The 17,662-nt window shown below is 72.5% G+C and carries 19 protein-coding genes and 1 pseudogene; 11 read left to right on the top strand and 9 right to left on the bottom strand.

Going from position 1 to position 17,662, the window contains the following annotated elements; genetic code table 11:
* Positions 1–2: 2 nt before the first annotated feature.
* The 6 genes from ACNJ93_RS16485 to repSA all read left to right on the top strand — a co-directional run bounded on the left by ACNJ93_RS16485 (position 3) and on the right by repSA (position 3,428).
* Positions 3–674 carry a DUF2637 domain-containing protein gene (locus ACNJ93_RS16485; RefSeq protein WP_418958165.1) on the top strand — a complete coding sequence of 224 codons (672 nt, stop codon included), beginning with the start codon at positions 3–5 and terminating at the stop codon, positions 672–674.
* A 19-nt stretch (positions 675–693) separates the two neighbouring features.
* Entirely contained in the window at positions 694–879 is a 186-nt protein-coding gene (locus ACNJ93_RS16480; protein WP_418958164.1) for a mobile element transfer protein, read from the top strand.
* Between the two features lie 13 nt (positions 880–892).
* On the top strand, positions 893–1,195 hold the full coding sequence (locus ACNJ93_RS16475; protein ID WP_418958163.1) for a SpdD protein: 303 nt from the start codon (positions 893–895) through the stop codon (positions 1,193–1,195).
* A 5-nt stretch (positions 1,196–1,200) separates the two neighbouring features.
* Positions 1,201–1,749 carry a GGDEF domain-containing protein gene (locus ACNJ93_RS16470; protein WP_418961431.1) on the top strand — a complete coding sequence of 183 codons (549 nt, stop codon included), beginning with the start codon at positions 1,201–1,203 and terminating at the stop codon, positions 1,747–1,749.
* A 90-nt stretch (positions 1,750–1,839) separates the two neighbouring features.
* Positions 1,840–2,022, top strand: a complete 183-nt coding sequence (locus tag ACNJ93_RS16465) for a hypothetical protein (RefSeq protein ID WP_418958162.1) — start codon at positions 1,840–1,842, stop codon at positions 2,020–2,022.
* 5 nt (positions 2,023–2,027) lie between these two features.
* Positions 2,028–3,428, top strand: a complete 1,401-nt coding sequence (gene repSA, locus ACNJ93_RS16460; protein ID WP_418961430.1) for a replication initiator protein RepSA — start codon at positions 2,028–2,030, stop codon at positions 3,426–3,428.
* A 123-nt stretch (positions 3,429–3,551) separates the two neighbouring features.
* Here the strand turns inward: repSA and ACNJ93_RS16455 are convergent, their stop codons facing one another.
* Together ACNJ93_RS16455 and ACNJ93_RS16450 are read right to left on the bottom strand one after the other, a co-directional pair.
* Positions 3,552–4,985, bottom strand: a complete 1,434-nt coding sequence (locus ACNJ93_RS16455; RefSeq protein ID WP_418958161.1) for a recombinase family protein — start codon at positions 4,983–4,985, stop codon at positions 3,552–3,554.
* Between the two features lie 130 nt (positions 4,986–5,115).
* Positions 5,116–5,556, bottom strand: a complete 441-nt coding sequence (locus tag ACNJ93_RS16450) for a hypothetical protein (RefSeq protein WP_418958160.1) — start codon at positions 5,554–5,556, stop codon at positions 5,116–5,118.
* 133 nt (positions 5,557–5,689) lie between these two features.
* On the opposite strand from ACNJ93_RS16450, the gene ACNJ93_RS16445 reads away from it, so the two are divergent.
* Positions 5,690–7,726, top strand: a complete 2,037-nt coding sequence (locus ACNJ93_RS16445; RefSeq protein ID WP_418958159.1) for a PA14 domain-containing protein — start codon at positions 5,690–5,692, stop codon at positions 7,724–7,726.
* On the opposite strand, the gene ACNJ93_RS16440 is transcribed toward ACNJ93_RS16445, so the two are convergent.
* Positions 7,723–8,457 carry a cobalt-precorrin-6A reductase gene (locus tag ACNJ93_RS16440; protein ID WP_418958158.1) on the bottom strand — a complete coding sequence of 245 codons (735 nt, stop codon included), beginning with the start codon at positions 8,455–8,457 and terminating at the stop codon, positions 7,723–7,725. The two genes, ACNJ93_RS16445 and ACNJ93_RS16440, sit on opposite strands and share 4 nt — an antisense overlap.
* A gap of 12 nt (positions 8,458–8,469) precedes the next feature.
* Between ACNJ93_RS16440 and ACNJ93_RS16435 the strand changes: the two genes are divergently transcribed.
* Positions 8,470–9,618: a cobalt-precorrin-5B (C(1))-methyltransferase gene (locus tag ACNJ93_RS16435; RefSeq protein ID WP_418958157.1), complete on the top strand. Its 1,149-nt coding sequence runs from the start codon at positions 8,470–8,472 to the stop codon at positions 9,616–9,618.
* 479 nt (positions 9,619–10,097) lie between these two features.
* On the opposite strand, the gene cobM is transcribed toward ACNJ93_RS16435, so the two are convergent.
* Both cobM and cbiE read right to left on the bottom strand, forming a co-directional pair.
* Positions 10,098–10,847, bottom strand: coding sequence for a precorrin-4 C(11)-methyltransferase (cobM, locus tag ACNJ93_RS16430; protein WP_418958156.1), 750 nt, complete (start codon positions 10,845–10,847; stop codon positions 10,098–10,100).
* The gene (cbiE, locus tag ACNJ93_RS16425; RefSeq protein WP_418958155.1) at positions 10,844–12,103 is read right to left on the bottom strand and encodes a precorrin-6y C5,15-methyltransferase (decarboxylating) subunit CbiE; all 1,260 of its coding nucleotides are present in this window, start codon (positions 12,101–12,103) and stop codon (positions 10,844–10,846) included. The genes cobM and cbiE overlap by 4 nt, the downstream gene beginning before the upstream one ends.
* A gap of 217 nt (positions 12,104–12,320) precedes the next feature.
* On the opposite strand from cbiE, the gene ACNJ93_RS16420 reads away from it, so the two are divergent.
* Both ACNJ93_RS16420 and ACNJ93_RS16415 read left to right on the top strand, forming a co-directional pair.
* The gene (locus ACNJ93_RS16420) at positions 12,321–13,400 is read left to right on the top strand and encodes an LLM class flavin-dependent oxidoreductase (RefSeq protein ID WP_418961429.1); all 1,080 of its coding nucleotides are present in this window, start codon (positions 12,321–12,323) and stop codon (positions 13,398–13,400) included.
* Positions 13,401–13,405: 5 nt separating this feature from the next.
* The gene (locus ACNJ93_RS16415) at positions 13,406–14,029 is read left to right on the top strand and encodes an FMN reductase (protein WP_418958154.1); all 624 of its coding nucleotides are present in this window, start codon (positions 13,406–13,408) and stop codon (positions 14,027–14,029) included.
* Positions 14,030–14,316: 287 nt separating this feature from the next.
* Here the strand turns inward: ACNJ93_RS16415 and ACNJ93_RS16410 are convergent.
* Positions 14,317–14,592: pseudogene (locus tag ACNJ93_RS16410) on the bottom strand (MerR family transcriptional regulator); the annotation flags it as partial.
* Between the two features lie 129 nt (positions 14,593–14,721).
* On the opposite strand from ACNJ93_RS16410, the gene ACNJ93_RS16405 reads away from it, so the two are divergent.
* On the top strand, positions 14,722–15,093 hold the full coding sequence (locus ACNJ93_RS16405) for a VOC family protein (protein WP_418958153.1): 372 nt from the start codon (positions 14,722–14,724) through the stop codon (positions 15,091–15,093).
* Between the two features lie 27 nt (positions 15,094–15,120).
* Here the strand turns inward: ACNJ93_RS16405 and ACNJ93_RS16400 are convergent, their stop codons facing one another.
* From ACNJ93_RS16400 to ACNJ93_RS16390, 3 genes are all read right to left on the bottom strand, one after another.
* Positions 15,121–15,990 (bottom strand): ABC transporter permease, encoded by an 870-nt coding sequence (locus ACNJ93_RS16400; RefSeq protein ID WP_418958152.1) that lies wholly within the window; start codon positions 15,988–15,990, stop codon positions 15,121–15,123.
* Complete coding sequence (locus ACNJ93_RS16395; RefSeq protein ID WP_418958151.1) at positions 15,987–16,970, bottom strand: ATP-binding cassette domain-containing protein; 984 nt, start codon at positions 16,968–16,970, stop codon at positions 15,987–15,989. The genes ACNJ93_RS16400 and ACNJ93_RS16395 overlap by 4 nt, the downstream gene beginning before the upstream one ends.
* Before the next feature lie 134 nt (positions 16,971–17,104).
* Positions 17,105–17,521, bottom strand: a complete 417-nt coding sequence (locus ACNJ93_RS16390) for a hypothetical protein (RefSeq protein ID WP_418958150.1) — start codon at positions 17,519–17,521, stop codon at positions 17,105–17,107.
* Positions 17,522–17,662: the final 141 nt, after the last annotated feature.

Genomic DNA, 17,662 nt, shown 5'->3' with positions numbered 1-17,662 from the left:
ACGTGTTCCGCACCTTCCGCCTCGACGCTGTGCTCGTCCAGGCCGTCATCGCCGGTGCCCTGTCCTTCGCCCACCTGCACGACCTGGCTGCCGCAGCGGGGCAGGACGGCTGGAAGGCGTGGGCCTATCCGGTGAGCGTCGACCTGCTGTTGGTCGCCGCCTGGCGCCGCATGCGTACGGACTCGGGAAACCGAGACGCGTGGCTGTGGTTCGCCATCTCCCTCACGGCGTCGCTCGGCGCCAACGTCGCCACCGCCGGACTGCTCGACATGCAGCACGTCCCGGACTGGCTGCGCATCCTCGTCGCCGGATGGCCGGCCCTGGCCTTCCTCGGCGGCACGCTCCTCGCCCACGCACCCGCTCCGGTGCCGAAGGCGGAGCCCGTGCAGGAGGAGAAGCCCGACGTCGTACCCACGCAGGCCGTGACGGTCGAGCGCACTCCGGAACCGGCGCCCGAGCTGCCGCCTGCTGAGCCCGAGCCGCAGGACACCCAGCCGGAGCCTGCCTCATCCGTACCCGCCGTGCCCGTCCCGCCGGCGCTGCTCGATCACGCCCGCAAGCTCGCGGAAGCCCACCGCGCTCAGACCGGGACCCCCATCGACGCGGCGACCCTCCGAAGCCGCCTCGGTGTCCCCGCCGCCCTGGCGGACTCGATCGCAGTCCAACTCGCCTGAGACGAAAGGAGACCGAACGATGCGCCCGAACCGCTTCTACAACGTCGCCCGCTTCGGCCCGGTACAGGTCGGCACCCACTGCGACGGCCGGGGCCGCACCAAGCACACCGCCGTGTGCACCGCGCCCGGCTGCGACTTCTCCGCCGACTACCTCACCCGTGCCGCCGCCGAACTGGCCGCCCGTACCCACCGCTGCAAGGCCTGAGAGGAGAACGCCCGTGTTCACCCCGAAGTACCCGGCACCCGATACCTACACCCCGGTCCACCACACGGTCCCGAACCAGTCGGCCGCCCCCGTGCCCACCACCCCGGCACCGGCACCGGTCGCCCTGGCCCGCTCGACGATCCAGCTCACCCCCGGCAGCGCGCTCGCCCTCGCGGCCGGCGGCGGGGCTGTGGTCCTGGTCGTCGGCGCGGTGCTCGTGTCGCTGCTCCTGGCGGTCGCGATCGCCGGTGTGTCCGTCGCCGTGGTGGCGGTGGTGCTGCGCCTGCTCGTCACGGACATGCAGAAGGGCCGGTGACCACCGTGGACACGTACACGATGGCAGCCGCGGGCTTACCGGCCCTGGGCTGGGCCCTGCACGGCAGCCTGCTGCTGCGCCGCCTGTCCAACGCCCGCCGCGACCCCTTGACCGGCCTGCACACCCGCGCCGGTTGGACCGCCCGCGCCGAACACCTCATGGCGAAGCACGCGAACGCGCTCGTGCTCCTGGTCGACCTGGACGACTTCAAGGCCGTCAACGACACCCACGGCCACGCCGCCGGCGACACCGTCCTCACCGCGACTGCCCGCCGTCTGTCCGGCTGGTGCGGACGCCACGGCATCGCCGCCCGCCTCGGCGGCGACGAGTTCGCGGCCATCGTCACCGACCCCGCCCGCACCGCCGGCCTCCAGGCCCTGCGGGCCGCGCTGGACGAACCGGTCACCCATCACGGGATCGAGCTGCCGGTCTCGGCATCGGTCGGCCACTGCCACCGCGACGAACTGCAGTTCCCGGCCCTGACCGACGCACTGTCCGCCGCCGACGTCTCGATGTACGCGGCCAAGGGCCACGGCAGGCGCAACACACGCTGAGCGGCCCCCGGAGCGGCCTCGGTCGCCAAACTTCCGCCGCCCCGGGCGCCTGAACCCCTCCAGATCCAACGGACCCGAAAGGGACAGCCCATGATGCCCGAGACCAACCCGCTCCGGCGTGTCTGCCGCGCCTGCGACGGCTTCGCCACCGTCACGATCACCACGGGCCTTCAGGCCGCCGATGGCACCCGAGACACCGTCCGCGTCCACTGCCCGACCTGCCGGGGCCTCGGTCACACCACCCCCGTGGCCTTCGCCCGGACGGGGAAGTGACCGCATTGACCGACGCCGCCACCCTGGCGGGCCTGGACCCGGCCACCCTGAGCGACCTGCTCCGGGTGGCCGGGGCCCCCGGCTTCGACCGCCTCACCGAACAGATCCGCCGTACGGGAGGATGCGCCGCCCCCATCCGGCTCGCCGGCGGAACCAAGCTCCTCGACCCGAGCACGCGGACCGTGCTCCACGCGTACAGCACCGAGGGCGAACCCGGCGGCGTCCTGCGCGTCGCCTGCGGAAACCGCCGTGCCTCCCGCTGCCCCTCCTGCGCCTGGACGTACGCCGGAGACACCTACCACCTCATCCGCGCCGGACTCGTCGGTGACCCCGACAAGGGCACTCCGCACACGATCCGCGACCACCCCCGCGTCTTCGCCACCCTCACCGCGCCCTCCTTCGGAGCGGTCCACAACCGTCCCGGCACCCGGCCCTGCCGCTGCGGCGTCCACCACCAGGAGGACGCGCCCGAACTCGGCACCCCGCTCGACCCGGCCACGTACGACTACGCGGCGGCGGTGCTCTGGAACAACCACGCCTCCGAGCTGTGGCGGTACTTCACGATCTACCTGCGCCGGGAGATCGCTCGTCGCGCCGGGCTGACGCAGAAAGCGGCTCGGGAACAGTCACGCGTCTCGTTCGGCAAGGTCGCCGAGTACCAGAAGCGCGGAGCGGTGCACTTCCACGCCGTGATCCGCTTCGACGGACCGGACGGCCCCGACACCCCGCCCCCGGCCTGGGCCACCCTCGACCTGCTCACCGACGCCATCCGCGCCGCCGCCGCTCGCGTGCGCGTCGTGGTGTCGGCCAACGCGGACCACGGCTTCGTGAAGGACTGGACCCTGCGGTGGGGCGACCAGCTCGACATCCAGCCCATCGGCGCGTTCGGCGCCGGAGAGGACCTGACGGAACAGGCCGTCGCGGCCTACGTCGCCAAGTACGCGACCAAGGCCGCCGAGACCACGGGCACCGTGGACCACCCCGTGGGCAACAAGGAAGCGCTCGTCCTCCTGGGCGTCCCGGACCACCCGCGACGGCTCATGGAAGCCTGCATGGACCTCGATGCGGCCTACCCGGACCGACGGCTCAGAGCCTGGGCCCACATGCTCGGCTTCCGCGGCCACTTCTCCACGAAGTCCCGCCGCTACTCCACCACGCTCGGGGCACTCCGCCAGGTCCGCGCCGACTACCGCGCCGCCCAGCAACGCACCGCCCTCGGCCTGCCCGACCCCGACGACCACCCGGAAGCCACCGTCCTCGTCGTCGCCCACTGGGCGTACGCCGGCCACGGCTCCACTCCCGGCGAGTCCTGGCTCGCCGCCAACATCCGCCGCGACATCCAACAGAACCGCGAACTTGCACGCGAGGAAAGCGGAGGGGGCGAGTTGGATGCCGACGAGCGCTGATCCCAAGGAGCGTCCCAAAGTCATGTCCACTGAAGAATGGCTCCGGAAACACCTTCGGCGTGCACCGGCCCGGGACGAGGAGTGGGTCCGCCGTGCTCGCCTGCTCCACGGGTGCCCGTAGGCCTACCGCCAGACAGGGTCGACCAGAGAGGGATCAAAAATCCGCCGGCCGCGCCCTGCGGGATGAATGATCACAGCCGACAGGCTGTGCAACACGATCTCCTGTTGACGCTCGATCGGGAGATCGAAGAACTCGGCCAAGGACAGGGCGCCCGCCGCTTCTTGGGCTGCGGCCTGCTTCTGATCCTTGTAGAAGCGCGCTCGCTCCAACTTGAGCTCGTCGCGCTCCCGCTCTTTAGCCGGGAGGAGCTGTAGCAGCGTGGAGACTGTGATCTGCTTCGACCTCTCGGCCTGAAGCAGTTGGCCGATGTCAGCCTGGATGGCCTCCAGCTCTGCTTCTCGCGGCCACTGTTGCTCGACCGGTACGCCTCGTGCGGCTGCCTTCTCGCGCTGCTCTTCGAGGACGAGTTCCGCGATCAGCCTATCCACGGGCTCACCGGTGCGTCCGACCTTGCCGCACCCGCCGTTGACCACGGAACACTGATACGTGAACTTTGCAGCCTTCGAATCAGGCTTCCAACGGGCATTGACCTGCCCCCTGATCTTGGTCTTGCAGAGACCGCACCGCGCGATCCCCGAAAGCAGATACTTGCGAGCCAGGGACTTCCCCTGCCGCTCCTGCTTTCGCTCGGCGATCGCGGCGCACACTGCCTCCCATTCCGCGACGGTGTTGAGCGGCTCCCAAACACCCTTGACGGGCTCCCCGTTGCTGTCGGTAAGGATCTCTCCGTGGTACGTCCGGTAGCCGACCAATCGTGGGTTGGTCAGGATGTGCTCGACGTGGTGGTGAGCCATGCGCTTTGTGCCCGCGCGAGGGTTGCCCAACCCCTGTTCCTGCCATCGCGTACGGATGGTGCCGATGCGCACCCCGGCCAAGATCTCCTGTTGAGCCTCTCGGATCGCTCGTGCGGCCTCTGGGTCGACCTTTGTCCGGTCGTCCTTGCGCCAGCCGTAAGGTGCCGGCCCCCCGCTGTCCTTGCCCTGCTGGGCCAGCTCCAGATGCTTGCGCTTCGTGCGACGGGACGCGTCATGGGAGGCCTTGTTGGCGAACGCGACCATGATGCGGGCCATCGTCCGCCCGTCCGGTGTCCCCAGGTTCACGTCGTTCGTGACGGTGGCGAACTCTGACCGCGGCCGCTCGTCGAAGATCTCGATCAGCCGCTCCAGGTCGCGCGGCTGACGGGCAAGGCGGTCCAGGTCGTACGCCACAACGCCATCGATCAGGCCGGCGCGGAGATCCTTCAGCATGAGCTCAAACTCGTCGCGCACGACGTTCCGCTTGAACGCCGAGACGTCGTTGTCCTCGTAGACCTTCACGACCTGCCACGACCGGAGATCGGCCAAGCGCTCGCAGTCCTGCTGCTGACGAGCAACGCCGAGCGCGTCCCCCTCGTCGTCCCGTGAGATTCGGGTGTAAATCCCCACTTTGCGCGCCACGGTGAACGCCTCCCCTGCGTCTCGGAGCAGGGCAAGGCTACTACCGTCATCGAGTCAAGTCAGCCTGGTCCGTCGAGCCGCCGGTCGTGCAGCGCGCCGGGCAGGTCCTCGACGCCTGAGGCGCCGGGTCTCAGGGCTTCGTCGTCGAGGCCGGGAGTTTGTCGTGGCCCCGGGGGTTCTCCCCGAGGGCCACGAACCATGTGCGGCCGTGGCGGGTGAGCGTCAGGCGCTCGCCGTACCGCTGTCCGTGCCGGTCCGTGGCCGCCAGCGCCGCCGTGGCGACGTCGGGGCCGAAGTCGTGCGCGATGTCGACCTTCGTCACCTCCAGGGCCCGGCCGCCGCTCGCGCGGACGCGGGCCTCGGCCTCCGCGTCCGCCTCGTTGCCGGGCGGGGCGAGGGCCGCCAGTGCGGCGGGGTCGCTCGCGTTGAGCGCGGCGACGTAGGCGTCCACCGCACCGCGCTCGTCCACCGCGCCGCCGGCCCCCGGGCCCGTGCCGTCGTCACAGGCGGCCGGCAGAGCGAGCGCGAGCAGTGCTCCGGCCGAGCCCGTCATCAGGCGGGATTTCTTCACGCGGTCCTCCTGCGCAGTACGAGGGGAAAATCCGTGCGGGACGAGAGCAACCCTGCCCCCTCCTCGTGAGTCTCACTGGCATTACTACGCAACACGTGTTTCACGTCGGTCCGGAAAGGGCCCTCTGTCTGTGATGACTCGCTCCCGGCTGAGCGCACTGGCCGTCACGGCCGCGCTCGCCGCCTCCGGCGGCCTGATCACCGCCGCCCCCGCCTCCGCCGTCACCTGCACCTCCCCGGTATGGACGGCCCAGTACTACGCCAACACCAGCTTCAGCGGCACCCCGAAGCTCACCGCCTGCGACTCGGCCATCGCCGAGAACATGGGCAGCGGCGACCCCGCCGGCGTCACCCTGCCCAACGACAACTTCTCCATCCGCTGGTCCCTGACCCGCGACTTCGGCTCCGGCGGACCCTTCCGCCTCAACGCCGCCACCCAGGACGGCATGCGCGTCTACGTCGACGGCGTCCGCAAGATCGACATGTGGAGCAACGTCTCCACCACCGCCCGCAGGACGGTCGACCTGACCATTCCCGCCGGGCGGCACACCATCCGCGTCGACTACGTCGCCTGGACCGGCTACGCCTACGCCGCGTTCACGTACGCCCCGCGCACCGAGGCCACCGTCGACACGGTCAAGCCGCTCGCCCCGACCGGCCTGAGCGCCACGTACGACACCACCACCGCCAAGACCACCCTGCGCTGGGCCGCCAACAAGGAGATGGACCTCGCCGGGTACCGCGTCTACCGGCGCCTGAGCGCCACCAGCTGGGCCAAGGTCAGCGGCACGTCCCTGCTGACCGCCCGCTCCTACGTCGACGCGCCGCCCGCCACCGGACAGACCTACCTCTACGAGGTCCGCGCCGTCGACAAGGCCGGACGCGAGTCCACCGGCAGCCTGGACGTGACGGCGACGTCCGTCGACCGCACCGGGCCGGCCGCCCCCGCCGGGCTCACCGTCTCCACCGGCGACGCGTGGTTCGACACCCTGAACTGGACGGGCGTCGCCGACGCGGCGAAGTACGAGGTGTACGCCTCCTCGGCGGCCGCCGGGCCGTTCCAGCTGCGCGGCACGACGACCACGACGTCGTACCGGACCAGCGGCGTCCCGAACACGCCCACGTACTACCGGGTCCGGGCCCTCGACGCGGCCGGCAACCCCGGGGCGTACGCGACGGTCGCCAGCGACGGCGTCGACCGGATGGCGCCGCAGCCCCCGACCGGTCTCAACGGCTTCGCCGAGGTCGATTACGTCCACGTGGCCTGGACGGCCCCCGAGCGCTTCTACGAGGACTACGACAACGGCGGCACGTTCCGCGTGTACCGCTCACCGGGCAAGACCTTCGACCCGGCGACGGCCACCCCGGTCGTCTGCGACGACGAGCACAGCGACTTCAGCAGCTCCCGCGGCCACTGCCGCGACCTGGACGCGCCGACCCACACGTACGTGACGTACGCCGTCACGGCGGTCGACCCGTACGGCAACGAGTCGGCGTACTCCGCGCCGCTCGTCGTCCGCACCGGCGACAAGGTCGCCCCCGGCCCGGTCACCGGCGTGAAGGTCACCCCGCGCGGCGACGGCATGCTCGTCAGCTGGGCCGCGTCGCCCGAGGACGACATCGAGGACTACGTGGTGTGGGCCGGCGTCCGGCAGGCCGACGGCACGGTCACGTGGGCGCCCGAGCGCTGCTGGGACAGCTCCGCCAACCCGTTGGCGATCCTCTGCGGCGACCTGCCGGACGGCGAGACCCGCGTGTACGCGGTCATCGCCCACGACCGCTGGGGCAACAAGCTGCACCCGACCGCCCCCGGCGTCACCGTCGTCGAGGCCACCGAGCTCGACGTCCGGCCGTCCGTCACCGTCACGCGGGACTGGACGATCGGCACCGTGAGCCACAACCCGACGGACGCCCGCCCGTCCGTGTACTGGCAGTGCACCGACACGGCCCGCTGCGCCACGGTCACCGGCTACCGGGTGAGCCGGTGGAACCCGGCGACCCAGGCGTACGAGCCCCAGCACGAGGGTCTGCTCCCGGCCGACACCCGGACGTGGATGGACATGACGGGGACGAAGGGGAACACGTACTTCTACACGCTGGAGGCCGTGACGGCCGACGGCGGCGTGGTGGGCACGTACCCCTGGTACACCATCTTCCAGGACCGCGTCTAAAGCCCGGTCCGACCGAGCGCCCAAGCGGCCGCCTCCTCCGGGGAGGCGGCCGTTTCCACGCCCGCCGGGACCGGGGGGCGGCGGACCACGACGACCGGGACGCCGGCCTCGCGGGCGGCGGTCAGTTTCGCGGCGGTCGCCGCCGCGCCGCTGTCCTTCGTCACGAGGACGTCGATCCGGTGCCGGGCCAGCAGCGCGCGCTCGCCGTCGAGGGTGAACGGGCCCCGGTCGAGGAGGACTTCCGTCCGGGGCGGCATCGGGGGCTCCGGGGCGTCCACGGAACGGACGAGGAACCACTCGGGGCGGTCCGCGAAGGCGGCGAGGCCCATGCGGCCGGTGGTCAGGAACACGCGGTCGCCGAGGCCGTCCAGCGCGGCCGCCGCCTCCTCCAGGGAGGCCACGTCGCGCCAGTCGTCCCCCTCCACGGGGACCCAGCCGGGGCGGCGCAGGGCGAGCAGGGGAACATGGGCGGTGGCGGCCGCCCGGGCCGCGTTGAAGCTGATCCGCTCGGCGAAGGGGTGCGTGGCGTCGATGACCCGGTCCACACCGTGCTCGGCGATCCACCGCGCCAGCCCGTCCGGGCCGCCGAACCCGCCGATCCGCACCTCGCCCTCGGGCAGCCGGGGGTTCGCCACCCGGCCGGCCAGCGAACTGGTCACCCGCAGCCGCGGGGCGAGCAGTCCGGCGAGGGCGCGGGCCTCGGCGGTGCCGCCGAGAATGAGTACGTGCACGGGAGTCCCTTCATGAGTCCAGACGCCGGGGGTCACGGCGGTACGAGTCCGGGCGGCGGGCGCGACGCCCAACTCAAGCACACCGGTCTGCGGCCGGGCTGGACGACCGGGGCGTGCGCGACGGCGGCGACCACGGCCGCGTACACGGCGCTGCTCTCCGGGGAGTTCCCGGACCCGGTGACCATCACCCTGCCCAAGGGGCAGACGCCGTCCTTCGCGCTCGCCGCGGAGTCCCTGACGGGCGACGCGGCCATGGCGGGCATCGTCAAGGACGCGGGCGACGACCCGGACGTGACGCACGGGGCGCTGGTCCGGGCGACGGTGCGGCTGCTGCCGCCCGGGTCCGGGGTGGTGTTCCGGGCCGGACCGGGCGTGGGCACGGTGACGCTGCCGGGGCTGCCGCTGGAGGTGGGCGAGCCGGCGATCAACCCGGTGCCGCGGCAGATGATGCGGGACCACGTGGCGCGGGTCGCCGCGGCACACGGCGGCACGGGCGACGTCGAGATCACGGTGTCCGTGGACCATGGGGAGGAGCTGGCCCGTTCCACGTGGAACCCGCGGATCGGCATCCTGGGCGGGCTGTCCATCCTGGGCACGACGGGGATCGTGGTCCCGTACTCCTGCTCGGCGTGGATCGACTCCATCCGGCGGGGCGTGGACGTGGCCCGCGCGGGCGGGCTGACGCACGTCGCAGGGTGCACCGGCTCCACGTCCGAGCGGACGGTGACGGAGCTGTACGAGCTGCCCGAGATCGCCCTGCTGGACATGGGCGACTTCGCGGGCGCGGTGCTGAAGTACGTACGGCAGCACCCGGTGGACCGGCTGACGCTGTGCGGCGGCTTCGCCAAGCTGTCGAAGCTGGCCGCCGGTCATCTGGACCTGCACTCGGCCCGTTCGCAGGTGGACAAGCCCTTCCTGGCCGAACTGGCGCGGGCCGCGGGCGCCTCGGAGTCCCTGGCGGCGGAGATCGCCGCCGCGAACACCGGCCTGGCCGCGCTGCGCCTGTGCGAGGCCGCCGGCGTCCCCCTCGGCGACGCGGTCGCCGCCCGTGCCCGCGACGAGGCCCTGGCGGTCCTGCGCGGCGCGCCCGTCACCGTCGACGTGGTCTGCATCGACCGCGCGGGCACGGTGGTGGGCCGCTCGGCGCCGAAGGGGCCGTAGCCCGGGACAGGGGGCCGCTCAGTCCCACTGCTGGTCGGCGAGGGACTCGACCGGCTTCGGCTTGCCGATGAGCGCCAGGGCGATGAAGAAGTTGATCTGGCCGATCGCGACGGTGAGGGTGGCCATCGCCTTCCCGTCGTAGTGCTTCGCCGCCTCCGCGTAGATCTCGTCGGTGACGCGCTCCCGGCCGTGCGGCGCGGGCTGGAGGGTGGCCTCCAGCGGATGTGACCGCGACCGTGAAGTTTTTTCCGGAGGAGTTCCGGAAGGAGCCGCCGCGGACCAGGGCGAGGGCCGTGACCAGGGCCGATGCGCCCGCCGCGCAGCTCAGGACGAAGGCCGCCCGGTGACCGCCCGCCTGGGCGAACCGGCCCGCGGCGAGGGCCGCGACGCCCTGGCCGGCGATCAGCGCGCTGCCGAGGAGCGCCATCGCCTCGCTGAGCGGGAGGCGTGCCCTTGAGCGGGCGGCCGTCGCGTCCGCGTCAGCAGACGTGGCGCTCGCGGGCCGGGTCGTAGAGGTGGCTGTCGCGGAACTGGGAGGCGGCGAGGGTGCGGCCGACGATGATGACGGCCGTCTTCGTGATGCCCGCGTCCTTCGTCTGCGCCGCGATGTCGTCGAGCGTGCCGCGCAGGACCACCTCGTCGGGCCGGCTGGCCATCGCCACGACCGCGGCGGGGCAGTCCGCGCCGTAGTGCGGGAGCAGTTCGGCGACGACGCGGTCGACGTACCGGGCCGCGAGGTGCAGCACCAGCAGCGCGCCGCTGCGGCCCAGGGTGGCGAGGTCCTCGCCCTCCGGCATGGGCGTGGCCTGCTGGGCGATGCGGGTGAGGATGACGGTCTGGCCGACGGTCGGCACCGTCAGCTCGCGCTTCAGCGCCGCCGCGGCCGCGGCGAACGCCGGGACGCCGGGGACGACCTCGTACGGGACGCCCGCCGCGTCGAGCCGTCGCATCTGCTCGGCGACCGCGCTGAAGACGGACGGGTCGCCGGAGTGCAGCCGGGCCACGTCGTGGCCCTCCTCGTGGGCGCGGACGATCTCGGCGACGATCCGGTCGAGGTCGAGGTTCGCCGTGTCGACCAGCCGGGCGTCCGGCGGGCACTCGGCGAGCAGTTCGCGCGGGACGAGGGAGCCCGCGTACAGGCAGACCCCGCAGGACGCGAGGGTGCGCGCGCCGCGCACGGTGATCAGGTCGGCCGCGCCGGGGCCCGCTCCGATGAAGTAGACGGTCATCCCTGTTCAGTACCTTTCGTTACGGACCACTGCGTCACCGGCATCGCCTGCCGCCAGCCGGTGAAGCCGCCCACGGGGACGGCCTGGGCGACCGCCAGGCGGATCAGCTCGCCGCCGTGCCGGGCGTACCACTGGGCCAGCAGCGCCTCGGACTCCAGCGTGACGGTGTTGGCGACGAGCCGGCCGCCGGGCGGCAGCGCGGCCCAGCAGGCGTCGAGCAGGCCGGGGGCGGTGAGCCCGCCGCCGATGAAGACCGCGTCGGGGGTGGGCAGCCCGGCCAGGGCCTCGGGGGCGGGGCCGGTCACGATGCGAAGCTTGGGGACGCCGAGGGCCAGCGTGTTGCGGGCGATGCGGTCGGCGCGCTCGGGGTGCTTCTCGACGGCGATCGCCCGGCAGGTGCGGTGCGCGCGCATCCACTCGATGCCGATGGAGCCGGAGCCGCCGCCGACGTCCCAGAGGAGTTCGCCGGGGGCGGGGGCGAGCGCGGCGAGGGTGGCGGCGCGCACGTACCGCTTGGTGAGCTGGCCGTCGTGCTCGTACGCCTCGTCCGGCAGGCCCGGCACCGCGCCGAGGCGCAGCGCGTCCGGGTCGCGGACGCAGTCGACGGCGACGACGTTCAGGGCGTCGAGGCGTACGGCGTCGTCCCAGGTGGCGGCGGTGCCGTCGACGATCCGCTCGTAGGGGCCGCCGAGCTGTTCGAGGACCCGCATCCGGCTGCCGCCGTAGCCCTTCTCCCGCAGCAGTTCCGCCACCCGCCCCGGGGTGTGCCGGTTCGCGCTGAGGACGAGGAGCCGGCGCCGGTCGTGCAGGGCGGCGGTGAGGGAGGCGAGCGGCCGGCCGACGAGGGTGACGGTCTCGACGTCCTCCAGCGGCCAGGACAGGCGGGCGCAGGCGTAGGAGACGGAGGAGGGGTGCGGCAGGACGTGGATCCGGTCGGCGCCGATCGTCTCGGCGAGCGTGCGGCCGATGCCGTGGAACATGGGGTCGCCGCTGGCGAGCACCGCGATCCGGCGGCCCTCGTGGGCGGCGATCAGTCCGGGGACGGACTCGCGCAGTCTGTGGGGCCAGGTGACGCGGGCGCCGAGGCAGGTGTCCGTGGGCACCAGCCACAGCTGCCGGTCCCCGCCGATCAGGACCTCGGCCTCGCGCAGAACCCGGCGGGAGGCTTCGGGGAGTCCGTCCCAGCCGTCCGCGCCGATGCCGACGACCGAGACGGGGGGCGCGGGAGCGGGGGCGGGCGGGGGTACGGAGCTCACGCCCGGAACTCTACGTGACCGGAACATGACCTCCGAGGTGAGTCGGATCACCCGCCGGGGAGGCCGGGAAAGGCCGGGGACCGGCCTCCGGGACGGCCGGGAATAGGGGCGCGAGGTCCGCCGTTGAGCGAGTCAGTTCAACTTTCAACTACCATGGTGAGAGCTGGACGAGCTGGACGAACGAACGACAGGCAACGAAAGGCGAGAGGTGAGCACGATGCAGTTCGGCATCTTCACCGTCGGCGACGTGACGACCGACCCCACCACCGGCCGCACCCCCACCGAGTACGAGCGCATCAAGAACACCGTCGCCATCGCGCGGAAGGCGGAGGAGGTCGGCCTCGACGTCTTCGCGACCGGCGAGCACCACAACCCGCCGTTCGTGCCGTCGTCCCCCACGACGCTGCTCGGGCACATCGCGGCCCGCACGGAGAACCTGATCCTCTCCACGTCGACGACGCTGATCACCACCAACGACCCGGTGAAGATCGCCGAGGACTACGCGTACCTCCAGCATCTGGCCGACGGCCGCGTCGACCTGATGATGGGCCGCGGCAACACCGGCCCGGTGTACCCCTGGTTCGGCCAGGACATCCGGCAGGGCATCCCGCTCGCCATCGAGAACTACGCGCTCCTCCACAGGCTGTGGAGGGAGGACGTCGTCGACTGGGAGGGCAAGTTCCGGAGCGCGCTCCAGGGCTTCACCTCGACCCCGCGCCCGCTGGACGGCGTGCCGCCGTTCGTCTGGCACGGCTCGATCCGCTCGCCGGAGATCGCCGAGCAGGCCGCGTACTACGGAGACGGCTTCTTCGCCAACCACATCTTCTGGCCCAAGCAGCACACCGAGAAGATGGTCCGGCTGTACCGCCAGCGGTACGCGCACTACGGCCACGGCACGCCGGAGCAGGCCATCGTCGGCCTCGGCGGGCAGGTCTTCCTGCGCAAGAACTCGCAGGACGCGGTACGGGAGTTCCGCCCGTACTTCGACAACGCGCCGGTCTACGGCCACGGTCCGTCGCTGGAGGAGTTCACCCAGCAGACGCCGCTGACCGTCGGCTCGCCGCAGGAGGTCATCGAACGGACCCTGTCCTTCCGGGAATACGTCGGCGACTACCAGCGTCAGCTGTTCCTGGTGGACCACGCGGGACTGCCGCTGAAGACCGTCCTGGAGCAGCTCGACCTCCTGGGCGAGGAGGTCGTCCCGGTGCTCCGCAAGGAGTTCGACAACCTGCGCCCGGCGGACGTCCCGTCCACGGCGCCGCTGCACCCCGCCGTACTGAAGCAGCAGGAGGCGTAAGTCCCATGCAGACCCTGAAGCTCGTCGCCGTCTCGGCCGGTCTCAGCTCGCCGTCCTCGACCCGGCTGCTCGCCGACCGCCTGCTCCAGGCGGCCCGGTACGAGCTGGCCGAGCAGGAGTACGCGGTCGACGCCGAGGTGATCGAACTGCGCGACCTGGCCGTGGACATCGCGAACAACTTCGTCACCGGCTTCCCCTCGGAGAAGCTGCAGGCGGCGATCGACGCGGTGACCGGGGCGGACGGGGTCGTGGCGGTCACGCCCGTCTTCACCGCCTCGTACAGCGGCCTGTTCAAGTCCTTCTTCGACCTGATCGACCCGGCGGCGCTGACCGGGACGCCGGTGCTGGTCGCCGCGACCGGCGGCACCGCCCGCCACTCCCTGGTCCTCGACCACGCCCTGCGGCCGCTCTTCGCCTACCTGCGCGCCCAGGTCGTGCCGACGGCCGTGTACGCGGCCTCGGAGGACTGGGGCTCGGGCGGCGACGAGTACACCGAGGGCCTCCCGGCCCGGATCGGCCGGGCCGGGAAGGAACTCGCCGCGGCGGTCGCGGCCCGCCCCGCCCCGAAGCGGGACGACGAGGAGGTCGTCCCCTTCGAACGGCAGCTGGCGGACCTGCGGCTGGACTGAGCGGGACGGCTCCGCCCCGGCCGTGACGACGGCCGGGGCGCGGCCGTGCCCGTCCGCTACGCCGCCGCCGTGACGTCGGCGACGACGCAGGTCAGGTTGTCCGGGGCGCCCAGGCCGCGGGCCAGGGCGCCCAGGGCGTCGGCGGTGGGCTCCGGCTCGCCGCCGTGCGCCAGCGCGCGCCGGATCTCGTCCTCCGGCACCAGCGCCGACAGGCCGTCCGTGCACAGCAGCAGCCGGTCCCCCGCCCGGACCTCGCGCACCCCCACCTCCGGCTCGGGCGGCACGTCCGCGCGGATCGCGCGCGCCGCGGCCGAGGGGTCCGTCTCGTACAGCGCGCAGACCCGGCCGACCTCGGCGAGCGGCATCCCGATCCGCCGCAGCCAGCGCACCAGACGGGCCCGTTCCAGCTGCGCCTCGGCGTAGTACCGGTAGCCGGTGAACGGATCCACCCGGGCGGGCGGCAGCAGGCCGAGCTCGTCGTAACGGCGCAGCGCCTTGGCGGAGAGACGGGACGCGCGGGCGAAGTCCCCGATGGTCAGCAGCACCGTTCCACCCTCGCGCATCTCCGCTCCCCTCCCCGTACCGGGCCCTTCGCCCGGCCCCGCCGATGCTGGGCCTTCCCCGCGGGGGAAGGTCAACGGCCGGCCGTGTCGGCGCGCGAACGGGTCGGACCGCGGCGGATGATGGCCGGTATGGACATCAAGCTCGAGCTCATCGGCGTTCCCGTCTCCGACGTCGACCGCGCCAAGGCCTTCTACGAGCAGGTCGGGTTCCACGCCGACCACGACGTGACCGTCAGCGACTCCATCCGGTTCGTGCAGATGACGCCGCCGGGCTCGGCCTGCTCGATCGCGTTCGGGAAGGGGATCACCGAGATGACGCCGGGGTCGCTGGACAACATGCAGGTCGTCGTCGCCGACATCGAGGAGGCGCACGCCGAGCTGAGCCGGCGGGGCATCGACGTCAGCCCCATCGACGACCAGCCGTGGGGCTCGTTCACCTACTTCGCCGACCCCGACGGCAACCGCTGGGCCGTGCAGCAGACCACCCCGCGCGGCGCCTGAGCCGCGTGCGGCGGGACCCGGCGCGGGCTACTTGCGGTTGTACAGGCGCATCGTCGCCGTGCCGAAGAGGGCCGTGAGCAGGAGCGACCAGCCCAGGGACCAGGCGATCTCCGTCGCCGGCCAGTGGCCGGCCATCAGCTCGCGGACGGCCGTGGCCACGTGGGTGACCGGGTTGTTGTTGACGAACGCCTGGAGCCAGCCGGGCATCGTGCTCGGGTCGACGAAGACGTTGGAGAGGAAGGTGACCGGGAAGATGACCATCATCGAGACGCCCATCACCGACTTCTCGCTGCGCAGCAGCAGGCCGAACATCGTCCAGATCCACGAGAAGCCGAACGAGAACACCATCAGCAGCGCCACCCCGAGCGCCACGCCCGCCACGCCGCCGTCCGGGCGGTAACCGATGATCAGGCCCACCGACAGCATGACCACCGAGGCGATCAGGTAGCGCACCACGTCGCCGAGCAGATAGCCGACCATCGGCGCCGGGCGCCAGATCGGCAGGGTGCGGAAGCGGTCGAAGACGCCCTTGTCGATGTCGTTGTTGACCGACACCCCCGTGTACATCGTGATCATCACGACGCTCATCACGAGGATGCCCGGCAGCAGGAACTGGATGTACTCCGCGACCGAGCCGGCCAGCGCGCCCCCGAAGAGGTACGTGTACATCAGCACCATCATGATCGGGAACGCGGTCACGTCGAAGAGCTGCTCGGGCACATGCTTGATCTTCAGCATGGCCCGCCACCCGAAGGTGAGCGACGCCGACAGCGCGCTCGGCCGCTTCGGGCGCTCGTGCCCGACGAGCAGCGCGGCCAGCTCGTCGGCCTTCGGCGCGACGAAGTCGAGGGCCGCGGGGTCCTTGTCCTTGCCCTGGTCCGTGGTGACGGTGGTCATGCCGCCGGTCCCTTCCGTCCCTCCGCGCGCCCGTCCGTGAGCGCCAGGAACACCTCGTCGAGGCTGGGCTGCCCGAGCGCGAAGTTGTCGACCGTGATCCCGGCCCGGGCCAGCTCCGACAGCGCCCGCGCCGCCTGCTGCGCCGCGCCCAGCTCCGTACCGTGGCCGTTCACCGTCGCGGTCAGCGCCACCGGGTCCGGGTCGAGCTGGACCGACGCACGCAGCTCGGTCGCGAGGACCCGCTCCGCGTCCGGGCGCTGCGCCGCGTCCCGCAGCCGTACGTGCACCGAACCGGAGCCCACGGACGCCTTCAGCTCGCCCTTCGTGCCCTCGGCGATGACCCGGCCGTGGTCGATCACGGCGATCCGCGACGCCAGCTGGTCCGCCTCGTCCAGGTACTGCGTGGTGAGCAGCACGGTCGTGCCCTGCGCGACGACGGCCCGCACGATGTCCCAGACCTGGTTGCGGCTGCGCGGGTCGAGGCCGGTGGTCGGCTCGTCGAGGAACAGCAGGTCGGGCACGTTCAGCAGGGAGGCCGCGATGTCGATGCGCCGCCGCATGCCGCCGGAGTAGTTCTTCACCTGCCGGTCCGCCGCCCCCGCGAGACCGAACGCGGCGAGCAGCTGCGCCGAGCGTTCCTTCGCGGCGGGGCGGGTCATGCCCAGCAGCCGGCCCAGCAGGACGAGGTTCTCGGCACCGGTGAGGTCCTCGTCGACGGAGGCGTACTGGCCGATGAAGCCGACCCGGTCGCGTACGGCGTCGGCCTCCCGCACCACGTCCCGGCCGAAGACGCGGGCGCTGCCGCCGTCCGGGCGGAGCAGCGTCGCGAGCATCTTCACGGCCGTTGTCTTGCCGGCCCCGTTGGGGCCGAGCACCCCGTAGACCGTGCCGGCCGGGACACGGAGGTCGACGCCGTCGACGGCGCGGTTGGCGCCGAAGACCTTGACGAGTCCGTCGGTCTCGATGGCGAGCTCGGACATGCGTTTCCTCCGGGCCTGGGCGTCTTCGGGTCGCTTGTCCCAGTACCCCAGTCTCCATCCCACCGCGCCGGCGTGCCAGACGGCCCGCCCGTCGGAACGGGCGGGCCGGGCGTGGACAAGAAGGGCGTCGCGGACTAGGCGCGGCGGACGCTGTGGGACGGCAGGGAGCGGCTGACGCGGTGCGGCTCGGGCGGGGAGGGGCGGGTCGGGTCGATCCGGCGGCCCTCGGCGTCCTCGTGCGTGTAGAACAGGTAGAACGCGCCCATGGCCGTCCCCGCGGCGATGATCAGCCCGAGGACAGACGACGACAGGACGCTCTTGCCGGACAGGCTGAGCAGGAAGCCGATCGCGCCGCCCGCGAGGGCGCCGACGGCGGCCGCGCGCGGCTCGCGCGGCAGGACGCGCCCGTACCTGCGCAGTGCGTACACCGCGCCCGCGAGCAGCGCCCCGGAGATCAGGCCGAGCCAGAACTGGCCCCAGGACCAGCCGCCGCCGGAGCGGGCGACGGCCGAGGCGTAGAGGCCGTAGACGACGCCCAGCGTGAGGGGCATCGCCAAGCCGTGCGGTGCCGCGTGCCGACGGCGTTGGCGCCGGACCGGCGCTGCTTGTGCGGCCATGGCAGGAGCTCCTTCACTCTCGCCCCCCGGTGGACCTCACCCTCCAGGGCACACCCCGGGCCCCGGCCCCGCAAC

It is taken from the genome of Streptomyces tritici, assembly GCF_048500665.1.
Taxonomy (GTDB): Bacteria; Actinomycetota; Actinomycetes; order Streptomycetales; family Streptomycetaceae; genus Streptomyces; species Streptomyces tritici.
This window is presented reverse-complemented; position numbering and strand designations above follow the sequence as displayed.

Coding starts and splice junctions, on each gene's coding strand:
- ACNJ93_RS16480 (WP_418958164.1), top strand. CDS start 694: ATGCGCCCGAACCGCTTCTACAACGTCGCCCGCTTCGGCCCGGTACAG.
- ACNJ93_RS16465 (WP_418958162.1), top strand. CDS start 1,840: ATGATGCCCGAGACCAACCCGCTCCGGCGTGTCTGCCGCGCCTGCGAC.
- ACNJ93_RS16445 (WP_418958159.1), top strand. CDS start 5,690: ATGACTCGCTCCCGGCTGAGCGCACTGGCCGTCACGGCCGCGCTCGCC.
- ACNJ93_RS16435 (WP_418958157.1), top strand. CDS start 8,470: ATGAGTCCAGACGCCGGGGGTCACGGCGGTACGAGTCCGGGCGGCGGG.
- cobM (WP_418958156.1), bottom strand. CDS start 10,847: ATGACCGTCTACTTCATCGGAGCGGGCCCCGGCGCGGCCGACCTGATC.
- ACNJ93_RS16420 (WP_418961429.1), top strand. CDS start 12,321: ATGCAGTTCGGCATCTTCACCGTCGGCGACGTGACGACCGACCCCACC.
- ACNJ93_RS16415 (WP_418958154.1), top strand. CDS start 13,406: ATGCAGACCCTGAAGCTCGTCGCCGTCTCGGCCGGTCTCAGCTCGCCG.
- ACNJ93_RS16405 (WP_418958153.1), top strand. CDS start 14,722: ATGGACATCAAGCTCGAGCTCATCGGCGTTCCCGTCTCCGACGTCGAC.
- ACNJ93_RS16400 (WP_418958152.1), bottom strand. CDS start 15,990: ATGACCACCGTCACCACGGACCAGGGCAAGGACAAGGACCCCGCGGCC.
- ACNJ93_RS16395 (WP_418958151.1), bottom strand. CDS start 16,970: ATGTCCGAGCTCGCCATCGAGACCGACGGACTCGTCAAGGTCTTCGGC.
- ACNJ93_RS16390 (WP_418958150.1), bottom strand. CDS start 17,521: ATGCCCCTCACGCTGGGCGTCGTCTACGGCCTCTACGCCTCGGCCGTC.